This is a genomic window from Kitasatospora sp. NPDC004799 (assembly GCF_040609095.1).
Lineage (GTDB): Bacteria > Actinomycetota > Actinomycetes > Streptomycetales > Streptomycetaceae > Kitasatospora.
Genome location: NZ_JBEXJK010000057.1, coordinates 1 through 11708 on the forward strand (window position 1 = coordinate 1; position 11708 = coordinate 11708).

The window sequence follows — 11708 nt, forward strand, 5'->3', positions numbered from 1 at the left end:
CTGGCGGGGGCAGCGGGACTTCGCGGCGGCCCGCACGCTGATCGAGGAGTCGCTGGACCACCTGCGCCCCTGGGAGCCGTGGGTGGCCGGGTACGGGCTGCCTGCGGGTGCGGCGCCGGGCGGTAGGGCTGGAACTGCTGGTCGGACGGGCCCCAGTAGCCGGGGGCGTCAGGGGCGTCGTTCATCAGACCTCGAGCAGCTCGGCTTCCTTGTGCTTCAGCAGCTCGTCGACCTGGGCCACGTACTTGGCCGTGGTGTCGTCGAGCTCCTTCTCGGCGCGGCGGCCGTCGTCCTCGCCGACCTCGCCGTCCTTCACCAGCTTGTCGATGGCGTCCTTGGCCTTGCGGCGCACCGAACGGATCGAGACCTTGGCGTCCTCGCCCTTGGTCCGGGCGATCTTGATGAACTCGCGGCGGCGTTCCTCGGTCAGCTCGGGCAGCACCACGCGGATGATCGAGCCGTCGTTGGACGGGTTGACGCCCAGGTCGGAGTCGCGGATCGCCTGCTCGATGGCCTTCAGCGCGGTCTTGTCGAACGGCGAGACGACCGCCATCCGCGGCTCCGGCACCGAGAACGAGGCCAGCTGGTTGATCGGCGTCACGGCGCCGTAGTACTCCGCGACGATCTTGGCGAACATCGCCGGGTGCGCGCGGCCGGTGCGGATGGCGGCGAGGTCGTCCTTGGCGACGCTGACGGCCTTCTCCATCTTCTCCTCGGCCTCGAGGAGGGTCTCTTCGATCACTGTGGTCTCCCTGTCCGGTTCATCTGCTGTTGTTCCGGCCGGTGTCGGCGCGCTGGCCGGTCGCGGCGCGGGCGCCGTCCCGTACGGCTGGTTGCTGCTCAGGCCCGGACGGAATCCTGGCTGATGAGTGTGCCGATCTTCTCACTCTTCACCGCGCGCGCGATATTGCCCTCCGCCAGCAGTTCGAAGACCAGCATCGGAAGGTTGTTGTCCTTGCACAGCGTGATCGCGGTGAGGTCGGCCACCTTGAGGTCGCGCGCGATGACCTCGGAGTACTCCAGCGCGTCGAACTTGACCGCGTCCGGGTTGGTCCGCGGGTCGGAGTCGTAGACGCCGTCCACGCCGTTCTTGCCCATCAGCAGGACGTCGGCGTGGATCTCCAGGGCGCGCTGGACGGCCGTGGTGTCGGTGGAGAAGTACGGCATGCCCATACCGGCACCGAAGATCACCACGCGGCCCTTCTCCAGGTGCCGGACGGCGCGCAGCGGCAGGTACGGCTCCGCGACCTGGCCCATGGTGATGGCGGTCTGGACCCGGGTCTCGATGCCCTCCTTGACCAGGAAGTCCTGCAGCGCCAGGCAGTTCATGACGGTGCCGAGCATGCCCATGTAGTCGGAACGGGCCCGGTCCATGCCGCGGACCTGGAGCTCGGCGCCCCGGAAGAAGTTGCCGCCGCCGATGACCACCGCGACCTCGGTACCGGCGCGGACGACGGTGGCGATCTCCCGGGCGATCGCGTGCACGACGTCCGGGTCGACGCCGAGCCCGCCGCCACCGGCGAAGGCTTCACCGGACAGCTTGAGCAGCACCCGGCGGCGCGAGCCGGCCTTGGGGTCCTGCGCGGTCTCCTGCGTCTCCTGCATGGACTTCTCCTTTTTGCACCTACTGGTCACAGGCGCGGGTGTGCGGGTGCCCCGCCTGCGCGTACACGAGAGGAGGCCACTGCCGCGGGAACCGGTTCGGTGTCCTGCACGGCAATGGCCTCCTCGTCGTTCATGGTGCCGACGCGAGCCCGCCCGTTGACGGTGGGCGCGGGGTGAGCCCGTTCGGCGTTCCTCCCGCCCGGGTCAGCGGGCGGGGGCGGTTCCCAGCGTAAAGGGGCCGGGGACCAGGTGGAACGTGGCTCAGGCGCCGACGCGGAAGCGGGCGAAGCGCTTGAGGGCGACGCCGTTCTCCTCGAGGACCTTGGCGACGGTCTTCTTGTTGTCCTTCGCGAAGGCCTGCTCCAGGACGGAGTTCTCCTTCACGAAGCCGGTGACGCGGCCCTCGACGATCTTCGGCAGGGCGGCCTCCGGCTTGCCCTCCTCGCGGGCGGTGGCCTCGGCGACGCGGCGCTCGTTCTCGAGCTCCTCGGCCGGGATCTCCTCGCGGGACAGGTACTTCGGGGCGAAGGCGGCGATGTGCTGCGCGACGTCCTTGGCGACCTCGGCGTTCTCCTTGTCCAGCTCGACCAGGACGCCGACGGCCGGCGGCAGGTCGGGGCTGGTCTTGTGCAGGTAGACCGCGACGAAGCCGTCACCGTCGAACTGGGCGAAGCGACGGAAGACGATCTTCTCGCCCAGGGTCGCGTTGGCCTCGTCCACGAACTGCTGGACGGTCTTGCCGGCCTCGATCTCGGAGGCCAGGGCGGCGTCCAGGTCGGCCGGGGCGGTCTTGGCGACGTGGGCGGCGATCGCGTCGGCGACCTGGACGAAGTTGTCACCCTTGGCGACGAAGTCGGTCTCGCAGTTCAGCTCGACCAGGACGCCGGACTTCTTGTCCTCGGCGATCAGCGCGGCGACGGCGCCGTTGGAGGCGTCACGGCCCTCGCGCTTGGCAACGCCCTTCTGGCCCTTGATGCGCAGGAGCTCGACGGCCTTCTCGACGTTGCCCTCGGCCTCGTCCAGGGCCTTCTTGCAGTCCATCATGCCGGCGCCGGTGAGCTCACGGAGCTTCTTGACGTCCGCGGCGGTGAAGTTCGCCATGGTGTGAATCTCTTCTCGCGTCTCGCGTGTCTGCGTGGAGTGGCGCCGGGACCAGTGGTTCGGTCCCGGCGCGGGAGAGAGGGGCACCTGCCGGCGTCGTACCGGCGGGTGCCCCTCACCCTTGGTACGTCAGGCCTGCTCGGCCGGCGCCTCGGCGGCCGGGGCCTCGGCGGCGGGGGCCTCGGCGGCGGCGGGGGCCTCCTCGGCCTTCTTCTCGCCCTCGAGGAGGTCCTTCTCCCAGGCGGCCAGCGGCTGGTCGGCGCCCGGCTCGGCCTTGGCGTCGCCCTTGGCGACACCGGCGCGGGACTTCAGGCCCTCGGCCACGGCGTCGGCGATCACGCGGGTCAGCAGGGTGACGGAGCGGATCGCGTCGTCGTTGCCCGGGATCTTGTAGTCGACCTCGTCCGGGTCACAGTTGGTGTCGAGGATGGCGACGACCGGGATGTTGAGCTTCCGGGCCTCGCCGACCGCGATGTGCTCCTTCTTGGTGTCCACGATCCAGACGGCGCTGGGGACGCGCTGCATGTCGCGGATACCGCCGAGGGTCTTCTCCAGCTTGTCGTGCTCGCGCTGGAGGACCAGGAGCTCCTTCTTGGTGAGGCCGGAGCCGGCCACGTCCGAGAAGTCCAGCTCGCCGAGCTCCTTCAGGCGCTGGAGGCGCTTGTAGACGGTCGAGAAGTTGGTCAGCATGCCGCCGAGCCAGCGCTGGTTCACGTAGGGCATGCCCACGCGGGTGGCCTGCTCGGCGATGGCCTCCTGGGCCTGCTTCTTCGTGCCGACGAAGAGGACGCTGCCGCCGTGGGCAACGGTCTCCTTGATGAACTCGAAGGCGCGGTCGATGTAGTTCAGCGACTGCAGGAGGTCGATGATGTAGATGCCGTTGCGCTCGGTGATGATGAAGCGCTTCATCTTCGGGTTCCAGCGGCGGGTCTGGTGACCGAAGTGGACGCCGCTCTCCAGCAGCTCCCGCATCGTGACGACGGCCATTGCCGTACTCCTTGGTGTTGCGGCCCGGCGGCGGCACTGCCTCGCAGCGATCGCCCACAGCCGGGTCAGTCTCGGTTTGTCCGTGGCGGCCAGGTGACAGCCACGCCTGACGCCCCGAACGTGCCGAGCCGCTTCCGCCCTCGCGGCCCGGGGGCCGGTCGGGCTCGGCGGACCGAGCGGCACTCGCACCTGGCGGGGCTGCGGACGAACCGCGTCCGACCGCCGGTGGCGGGGCGTGCGAAGTCGACCCGGCGGACCGGGTCGCGTGTGAAGTGTACGGGAAGCGCCGAGGGGCGAGCGACTCCACGAGTGGCTGGGGGCCGGTTGGGGGCCGGTCGAGGGCCGGGGAGGAGGGCGGGGAAGGGGTGAGGTACGGCGGGGGTACGGCCGGGGCGGGCCGGTTCCGGCGGGGTTGCGGGGTGGGGTCGTGGCGGAGCCGGCGTGGGGTCGGGTGGGCGCGGCGGCCGGGTCGGGTCGGGCGCGGAGCGGGCGTGTGGGGTGGGCGTGCGGGGTGGGTGCGCGCGGTGGGCGACTGGTTGGTCGGCCGCCTGCCCGAGGGCGTCACGGGTATGCCGCTTCTACACCGGATGGCGGCATCCGTACACCCGTCGGAGGGATGGTGCTCGGGTGTGGGGGCGGTTTGTCCACAGGAATCCGGATGCGGGTGGTGCGGGGGCGGCGGGGCGGCGAGCCTGCGGGCATGACTGGTCGCGGGTGGTTCGGCGGGGTGTCAGTGGTGGTGGCTGCGGTGCTGGTGCTGTCGGGGACTCTGGGTGCCCCGGGGGCCTCGGGCGGTGCCGGTGCGGGTGGCGGGCCTGGGTGGGGTGGTGCGCGGGCCTGGCCGGTGGGCGGGCCGGGTGGCGTGCTGGGCCGCTTCGAGCCGCCGGCGAAGGTCTGGGCCGCCGGGCACCGGGGGGTGGACCTCGCCGCCGCCCCCGGGGTCGAGGTCCGGGCGGCGGCCCCCGGAGTGGTCACCTTCTCCGGGCTGGTCGCGGGACGGCCGGTGGTGTCCGTCTCCCACCCCGGCTCCGGCTCTCCCCCGCTGCGGACCACCTACCTGCCCGTCACCGGCACCGTGCCGGTCGGCACCCCGGTGACCGCCGGGCAGGCGATCGGGCTGCTCGCCGCACACGGGCGGCACTGCGCCGGACGCGACTGCCTGCACTGGGGGCTTCTGCGTGGAAGCCGCTACCTGGACCCGCTGGCCCTGTTCGGCGCGGGCACGGCTCGGCTGCTGCCGCTGGCGGGCGGGGACGGGTAGGGCGGGGGCGGGGCGGCCCGGGGCGCCTCGTCGGCCGCGCGTCGGCGAAGGTCCGGGCGGCCGCGGTCCGGCCCGGCCGGGGCCTGGCCAGGGGCGGCCAGGCGCGGGGCGATGGGCTCAGGCGCGGACGAGTCCGTGCAGCACCAGCGCGACGGCGGCGTCGGCGATCTCCTCGGGGCTCTCGGTAGCGCAGCCGGTGCGGCCGCCGGCCGCGGCCTGCTCGGCCCTGCGGGTCGCCGCCTCCACGATTCCCTGGACCAGGGCCGCGGCCAGCCGGGGCTGCTCGTGGCCGAGGTCCTCCAGCGTCCGGCCCACCAGACCGGCCAGCCTGCCGTGCGCCGCCCTGATCCGCTCACGCGCGGCCTCGTCGAGCTCCAGCGCCGAGATGGCCACCACCGCACGGTGCCGGGGGTCGGCGGCCAGCGCCAGCTGACCCCGGACGTAGGCCTCGATCCGCTCGACGGCGGTGTCGCAGCTCTCCATCCCGGCCTCGATCTCGGCCGCCCAGAGCGGGAGGTCCACCTCGCAGAGCGCCTCGACCACGGCGGCGCGGGAGCGGAAGTACTCGTAGACCGAGGAGCGCGCCAGCCCGGTGCGCGCGGCGAGCGCGGGGAAGGTCAGGGCCTCCATGCCGCCCTCGGTGAGCAGGGTGCGGGCAGCATCGAGGAGGGCTGCGCGCTGGAGCTGGCGATGCTCGGCCACCGTGGCCGCTCGGATCTTCGGCACGCTCCCACTGTACGGAGCCATACCTCCGGCCGGTACGGCGCCGCGCATCGGAAGGCGGCACGGGCCCGACGACCGGCCTCCGACGACCGGCTTCCGGCGGCCAGGTGCCGACGCCCGGCAGCCGGCGTCCTAGCGGATGTCCGACAGCTTGGCGCGCAGCTGGAGGACGGACTTGGTGTGGATCTGACTCACCCGGCTCTCCGTCACCCCCAGCACCTGTCCGATCTCGGCGAGCGTGAGGCCCTCGTAGTAGTAGAGCGTCACCACCGTCTTCTCCCGCTCGGGGAGGGTGTTGACCGCCTGGGCCAGCAGCCGGCGCAGCTCGCGGTCCTCGGCCACCTCGACCGGGTTGTCCGCGCCGTGGTCCTCCAGGGTGTCCATCAGGCTGAGCCGGTCGCCGCCCTCCCCCGCCGGGTGGAGCAGTTCGTCCAGCGCCACCACGTTGGCCAGCGACAGCTGGCTGAAGATGGCGTGCAGGTCCTCGATCGCGATGCCCATCTCGGCCGCGACCTCGGGGTCGTGCGGCGTCCGGCGCAGCCGGGCCTCCAGCGTCGCGTACGTCCGCTCGACCGCCTTCGCCTTCTGCCGTACCGAGCGCGGGATCCAGTCCAGGGCGCGCAGCTCGTCGATGATCGCGCCGCGGATACGGCTGATCGCATAGGTCTCGAACTTGATGGCGCGGTCGATGTCGAACTTCTCGATCGCGTCGATCAGCCCGAAGACCCCGGAGGAGACGAAGTCCGCCTGTTCGACGTTGGAGGGCAGGCCGACCCCGACCCGCCCCGCCACGTATTTGACGAGCGGTGAGTAGTGCAGGATCAGCTGCTCCCGCAGGCGCTGGTCCCCCGTCTCCTTGTAGGAGCGCCAGAGGCCTTCGAGCGCGGTGCGCCCCTGGGCCGCGGCCTCCCTGGCGTCCTGCCCCCGATCGCCACCCGCCGCTCCCTCCCGGCGGGGCCGAGACACCGGCGAGGCGAACGGGGAGGCGGCGCTCCGGGCCGGCGCGCTGCCCGGTGGCCGGGGCGCGTCGGCCACGGCCGCGCCGGGGGGTGTGCCGGGGGGCACCCCGGCAGCCGCACCGGCGGAGCCGGCCGCGTCAGCGCCCTGGGCCGGCTCGTCGCTCCGGTCCGCGTCCGAGGGCTGGGGCGCCACCGTCGGCCGGCCGACCTGGCGTGACAGGCCTCCCATCGCCCCCGCCGACTTGGCCGGGTAGTCGGGCGCGGTGCGCCGGTCGGTCCGCGGCCCTCCCGAGGACCGAGCGCCACCGGTCACTCTGTGTCCGGGAATGTGTGTGGGCATGCGTTGGTCTGCGCCGTTCTGCCGAGTCATGTGCTGATAGGGAAGGCATGTGGAGCGTAGCGTGACCGACTCACTGCGAAGCGCTACCGCCACTCGGTCGTCCCCCGATCCGGTGGCGTTCGCACACCGGATCCAGGGGCGAACGGGAGCCCGGATCGGCAGGTCAGCAGGGCGGGCCCGACGTGCGTTCCCTCGGCGTGAACATGTTCTCCGTTCCGGCGCTCACCTCCTCCGCACCAGGCGCCAGTGCGCGCCGTGCCGCTCCACGTAGCCGAGCGAGCCCAACTCGTAGAGGTGTTGGAGGACTTCGTCCGGCGGGAGACCGGACTGCCGGGCCAGCCGCTCGACCGGTGAGCCCTCCGCCGTCGCCGGTACGGCCTCCAGCACCCGGGCCACCGCCGGCTCCAGCAGGTCGCGCGGCAGCACCGGGCCGCTGCGCTGCGGTGCCAGGTCGTCCCCGATCGCCCCGATCAGCTCGGTGATCTCGGCCGCGTCGGTGACCAGGGTGGCCCCGCCGCTGCGGATCAGGGCGTGCACCCCGGCGGAGAGCTCCGAGGTCACCGGGCCCGCGACGCCCATGGTGTGGCGGTTGAGGTCACGCGCCCGTCTGGCCGTGCTCAGGGCGCCACTGCGCACCGCCGCCTCGACCACCACCGTTCCCCGGGTGAGCGCCGCGATGACCCGGTTGCGCAGGACGAAGCGGAAGCGGTTCGGGTGCTCCCCGGGCGGGAGTTCGCTGACCAGCAAGCCCTGGACGCCGATCCGCCTGATCAGTTCGGCGTTGCCCTTGGGGTAGGCCACGTCGACGCCGCAGGCGAGCACGGCGGCGGTCATCCCGCCGACCGCGAGCGCCCCACGGTGTGCGGCGGCGTCGATCCCGTAGGCGGCGCCGGAGACCACCACCCAGCCGCGCTCGGCCAGTTGGGCCGCCAGCTCGCCCGCGACATGGGCGCCGTAGGCCGTGCAGGCACGGGAGCCCACCATCGCGACCGAGCGGAGCGCGAGCAGCCGCAGCGAGCCGGTGCCCGCCACCCAGAGCCCGATCGGGCGCCCGTCACCCAGGTCGTCGAGTTGGCTGGGCCACTCCGTGTCCCCCGGAATGATGAACCGTCCACCGACGTCCCGTACCCGTTTCAGGTCCATCTGCGGCGCCAACCCCGGGAGCCGCGCCTGGTACCCGGCCAGCCGGGTGGCGTCCAGCCCGGGGTGGTCGGGCACCGTCCCGTCCCGGATCGCCTTGACCACGTCGACGGCGGGGAGTTGGCCGAGCCACCGCCCGACCACCGCGTCCCCCGGCTCGCTGATCCGGCCGAGCAGCACCCGGGCGAGGCGCTCGGGTTCGAACCCGGTGTGTCCGGCGTCGGTCGACGCACCGGCCCCGGCCTCGTCCACTGCGGGAATTCGAGGTTGCCTCAACACCTGGTTCATGCCTCACCCTCCTGGTTCCGCGGCTTCTTGTCGGGCGCCCCGGCCCTCCCGGGCCGGCCGTCCTCCGGGCTGCCCCGCTGCGCCGGAATTCCGCCGAGCCGGCCGAAGACCCGCTCGGTCAGGGGCAGTCCGTGCTCCACCCCGGTGCGCAGGACCAGGGCGGTGCGCACGTCCTTCTGGTCCGGCCGGTCGTGTCCGGCGAGGTCGGCGATCGTCCAGGCGACCCGGAGCACCCGGTCCAGCCCCCGGGCGGTCAGCAGTCCGCGCTCCAACTGCCGCGCGGCATCGTTGAGGGCACCGGCCCCGAGCTGCCAGCGCGTCCGCAGCTCGTGGCCCGGCACCTCGGCGTTGGTCCGCCACGGGGTGTTCACCAGCCGGGCCGCCGCCCGCTCCCGCGCGGCCAGCACCCGGGCCGCGACGGTCTCGGTGGTCTCCGCCGTGGTGTCCCGCTCCATGAGCTCGACCCTCGTCACCGGGGCCACCTGGACCTGGAGGTCGACCCGGTCCAGCAGTGGCCCGGAGAGCCGGCCCTGGTAGCGGCTGACCATGGCCGGGGTGCACTCGCAGCCCTCGCCGCGCCGCGAGTACCGGCCGCACGGACAGGGGTTGGCCGCCAGGCAGAGCAGGAAGCGGGCCGGGAGCCGCAGCGATCCGGCCGAGCGGGCGATCACCACCTCGCCCGACTCCAGCGGCTGGCGCAGCGCGTCGAGCACCCGGACCGGGAACTCCGGCGCCTCGTCCAGGAAGAGCACTCCCCGGTGGGCGAGCGAGACCGCCCCCGGTCTCGGCAGACCGCTGCCGCCGCCGACGATGGCCGGCATCGTCGTGGAGTGGTGCGGGGCGCAGTACGGCGCGGTGTCGATCAGCGGGCGCCCGGCCGGGAGCAGCCCCGCCACCGAGTGGACGGCGGTGACCTCCAGCGCCTCCTTCTGGGTCAGCGGCGGGAGCAGCGCGGGCAACCGCTCCGCCAGCATCGTCTTGCCCGCACCCGGCGGGCCCTTCAGGTAGAGGTGGTGTCCGCCGGCGGCGGCGATCTCCAGGGCCCGCCGGGCCTCGTACTGGCCGGCCACGTCGGCCATGTCGAGCCGGGCCGCCCTGTCGTCGGGCAGCCCCCGCACGCCCGCGCTGGGCAGCATCAGCCCGGCCATCAGCGGATCCGGCCGACCGCCGATCGGATCGGGCGGCTCCTCCGGTTCCGCCGCGCCGGTCAGGATGGCGACCAGCTGGCGCAGGCTGCGGACGCCGATCACCGTCACCCCGGGGACGAGCGAGGCCTCGGGTGCGGTCTGCTCGGCGACCACGACCCGCTCGTACCCGGCGTCGGCGGCGGCCAGCACCGACGGCAGCACCCCTCTGACCGGCCGCACCCGGCCGTCCAGCCCCAGCTCACCGATGATCAGCAGGTCGGCGATGGCGGAGGGGTCGAGCCGTTCGGCGGCGGCCAGCACGGCGCAGGCCACCGCGAGGTCGAAGCCGCTGCCGCTCTTGGGCACCGAGGCGGGGCTGAGGCCGACCGTCAGCTTGCGCTGCGGCCAGGCCTCGCCGCTGTTCACGACCGCGGCGCGGACCCGGTCGCGGGCCTCGGTGAGCGCCTTGTCGGGCAGGCCGACCAGGGTGAACGCGGCCACCCCGGGCTCCAGATCGGCCTGGACCTCGACGATCACTCCGTCGACGCCGACCAGCGCGACGGAACAGGTACGGGCGAAGGCCATCTCAGACCACCCCCCGCAGGTGGTCGACCAGGGCCGCACCCCGCGCCCGGTTGACCACCGCGACCAGGTCGATCCGCACCCCGCCCGGTGGGGCGGGCGGCCATTGCGGATCGGTGGGCCCCGGGTCGTAGCCGGGGCCGGCCAGCTCGGCGAAGTGACCGGGCCAGCGCTCGGCCATCCACCGCTCGGCCAGGCGTTGCAGCCGGGCGGCCTTGGTCCGGTCGATGGCCTCGGTGGGCTGCTGGAAGCCCCGCTCGGAGCGGGTCTTCACCTCGCAGACCGCGACGGTGTCGCCGTCGAGGGCGACGATGTCCAGCTCGCCCTCGACGCAGCGCCAGTTGCGGTCCAGGATGCGCAGCCCGGCCTCCGCGAGGCGGCGGGCGGCGACCCGCTCCCCGTAACGGCCGAGCCCGTTCTTGGTGCTGCGGTCCGGGACCGCCCGCTGGGCGCTCCCGGTTGCGGCCGTGTCCGGTACGGCCTGGTCCTGCACGACGGTGTGCTGCATGGTGACCACCTCCGCCGAGGAGGCTGCACCACCGCGCACGACGACGCCCGGGAATTCCCGTTCCCTGTGGATAACCCGGATTTGTCGACAACTTTTGTCACCCGCAGGGGTGAGAAGCCCCGTTCCCGCGAAATTCGGCTGGACAACACGGGCCGGAGTCGTCCAACGTCAGCTCCCGAAGCCGGACTCGTCCGAGGGCAGCTCCAGATCGCTCTTCGCGAGTTCCTCGATGTTCACGTCCTTGAAGGTCAGCACCCGGACCTTGCGGACGAACCGGGCCGGCCGGTACATGTCCCAGACCCACGCATCCGCCATCGACACCTCGAAGAACACCTCGCCCTGGACCGAGTGCACCTGCAACTCGTAGTCGTTGGTGAGGTAGAACCGTCGCTCGGTCTCGATCACGTACTTGAACAGGCCGACGACGTCCCGGTACTCCCGGTAGAGCTTGAGCTCCATCTCGGTCTCGTACTTCTCGAGATCTTCGGCACTCATCCAGGCGTCCCCTCAACTTGTCACGTCCACCCATTGTGGACCACCGCACCCACGGTCAGAGCCGTACCGGGTCCACCGGCGGGCCCTCGGCCAGCAGCCGCTCCAGGAAGTCCACCAGACCGACCGGATAGACCCTCTCCGCGGTCCCCCTCAGTTCCTCGACCGTCCACCAGCGCGCCGCGAGCAGCTGGGCGTGCTCGTCCGCGCCCATGCCCGAGTGGTCCAGCCCGGTCTCCGTGGTCCGGGCCAGGTGGAACCACTGCTCCTGCTCGTAACGCTGTCCCCGAAAGGAGAACGACACCGTGCCGTACGCCACCAAGGGCCCCAGGTCCACATCCCGCAGGCCGGTCTCCTCGGCGAGCTCCCGCTCGGCGGCCTCGCGCACGTCCTCCCCCGGCTCCAAGCCGCCCCCGGGCGTGAACCACCACGTCTCCCCCGGGGTGGCCGGGTCGGTTCCCAGGAAGAGGAGGATGCGGTCCAGCCCGTCCAGCAGCAGGATCCGCGCCGCCCTGCGACGCCGTGCTGTCATGGCAGCGCTCCACGCTCCTTCCGTTCGCATCGGTGGCGCTACCGATCCTGCCACCCGGCGCGG

12 protein-coding genes are annotated in these 11708 nt (G+C 72.8%); 1 reads left to right on the forward strand and 11 read right to left on the reverse strand.

All coding sequences use genetic code 11. The annotated features are described in order from the left end of the window. Positions 1–184: 184 nt before the first annotated feature. From frr to rpsB, 4 genes are all read right to left on the reverse strand, one after another. The gene (gene frr / locus ABZW03_RS10605) at positions 185–742 is read right to left on the reverse strand and encodes a ribosome recycling factor (protein WP_355254729.1); all 558 of its coding nucleotides are present in this window, start codon (positions 740–742) and stop codon (positions 185–187) included. A 98-nt stretch (positions 743–840) separates the two neighbouring features. Continuing rightward, positions 841–1605: a UMP kinase gene (gene pyrH / locus ABZW03_RS10610; protein WP_030056790.1), complete on the reverse strand. Its 765-nt coding sequence runs from the start codon at positions 1603–1605 to the stop codon at positions 841–843. Between the two features lie 261 nt (positions 1606–1866). Then, entirely contained in the window at positions 1867–2706 is an 840-nt protein-coding gene (gene tsf, locus ABZW03_RS10615) for a translation elongation factor Ts (protein ID WP_355254731.1), read from the reverse strand. 129 nt (positions 2707–2835) lie between these two features. Beyond that, positions 2836–3693, reverse strand: a complete 858-nt coding sequence (rpsB, locus tag ABZW03_RS10620) for a 30S ribosomal protein S2 (RefSeq protein ID WP_355254733.1) — start codon at positions 3691–3693, stop codon at positions 2836–2838. A gap of 700 nt (positions 3694–4393) precedes the next feature. On the opposite strand from rpsB, the gene ABZW03_RS10625 reads away from it, so the two are divergent. Beyond that, entirely contained in the window at positions 4394–4954 is a 561-nt protein-coding gene (locus tag ABZW03_RS10625) for a M23 family metallopeptidase (RefSeq protein WP_355254735.1), read from the forward strand. Between the two features lie 117 nt (positions 4955–5071). Here the strand turns inward: ABZW03_RS10625 and ABZW03_RS10630 are convergent, their stop codons facing one another. The 7 genes from ABZW03_RS10630 to ABZW03_RS10660 all read right to left on the reverse strand — a co-directional run bounded on the left by ABZW03_RS10630 (position 5072) and on the right by ABZW03_RS10660 (position 11645). Then, complete coding sequence (locus ABZW03_RS10630; RefSeq protein ID WP_355254768.1) at positions 5072–5656, reverse strand: TetR/AcrR family transcriptional regulator; 585 nt, start codon at positions 5654–5656, stop codon at positions 5072–5074. A 153-nt stretch (positions 5657–5809) separates the two neighbouring features. Then, entirely contained in the window at positions 5810–6643 is an 834-nt protein-coding gene (gene whiG / locus ABZW03_RS10635; RefSeq protein ID WP_355254737.1) for an RNA polymerase sigma factor WhiG, read from the reverse strand. A gap of 555 nt (positions 6644–7198) precedes the next feature. Beyond that, a complete protein-coding gene (dprA, locus tag ABZW03_RS10640) occupies positions 7199–8404 on the reverse strand; it encodes a DNA-processing protein DprA (protein ID WP_355254739.1) in 1206 nt (401 codons plus the stop codon). Continuing rightward, positions 8401–10116, reverse strand: coding sequence for a YifB family Mg chelatase-like AAA ATPase (locus ABZW03_RS10645; protein ID WP_355254741.1), 1716 nt, complete (start codon positions 10114–10116; stop codon positions 8401–8403). The genes dprA and ABZW03_RS10645 overlap by 4 nt, the downstream gene beginning before the upstream one ends. A 1-nt stretch (position 10117) precedes the next feature. Further along, on the reverse strand, positions 10118–10621 hold the full coding sequence (locus ABZW03_RS10650) for a YraN family protein (RefSeq protein WP_355254743.1): 504 nt from the start codon (positions 10619–10621) through the stop codon (positions 10118–10120). A 168-nt stretch (positions 10622–10789) separates the two neighbouring features. Further along, complete coding sequence (locus ABZW03_RS10655; RefSeq protein ID WP_188301739.1) at positions 10790–11116, reverse strand: DUF2469 domain-containing protein; 327 nt, start codon at positions 11114–11116, stop codon at positions 10790–10792. Between the two features lie 55 nt (positions 11117–11171). Further along, complete coding sequence (locus ABZW03_RS10660) at positions 11172–11645, reverse strand: NUDIX domain-containing protein (protein WP_355254746.1); 474 nt, start codon at positions 11643–11645, stop codon at positions 11172–11174. Between the last annotated feature and the right edge of the window lie 63 nt (positions 11646–11708).

Coding starts and splice junctions, on each gene's coding strand:
- pyrH (WP_030056790.1), bottom strand. CDS start 1,605: ATGCAGGAGACGCAGGAGACCGCGCAGGACCCCAAGGCCGGCTCGCGC.
- tsf (WP_355254731.1), bottom strand. CDS start 2,706: ATGGCGAACTTCACCGCCGCGGACGTCAAGAAGCTCCGTGAGCTCACC.
- rpsB (WP_355254733.1), bottom strand. CDS start 3,693: ATGGCCGTCGTCACGATGCGGGAGCTGCTGGAGAGCGGCGTCCACTTC.
- ABZW03_RS10625 (WP_355254735.1), top strand. CDS start 4,394: ATGACTGGTCGCGGGTGGTTCGGCGGGGTGTCAGTGGTGGTGGCTGCG.
- dprA (WP_355254739.1), bottom strand. CDS start 8,404: ATGAACCAGGTGTTGAGGCAACCTCGAATTCCCGCAGTGGACGAGGCC.
- ABZW03_RS10645 (WP_355254741.1), bottom strand. CDS start 10,116: ATGGCCTTCGCCCGTACCTGTTCCGTCGCGCTGGTCGGCGTCGACGGA.
- ABZW03_RS10650 (WP_355254743.1), bottom strand. CDS start 10,621: ATGCAGCACACCGTCGTGCAGGACCAGGCCGTACCGGACACGGCCGCA.
- ABZW03_RS10655 (WP_188301739.1), bottom strand. CDS start 11,116: ATGAGTGCCGAAGATCTCGAGAAGTACGAGACCGAGATGGAGCTCAAG.
- ABZW03_RS10660 (WP_355254746.1), bottom strand. CDS start 11,645: ATGACAGCACGGCGTCGCAGGGCGGCGCGGATCCTGCTGCTGGACGGG.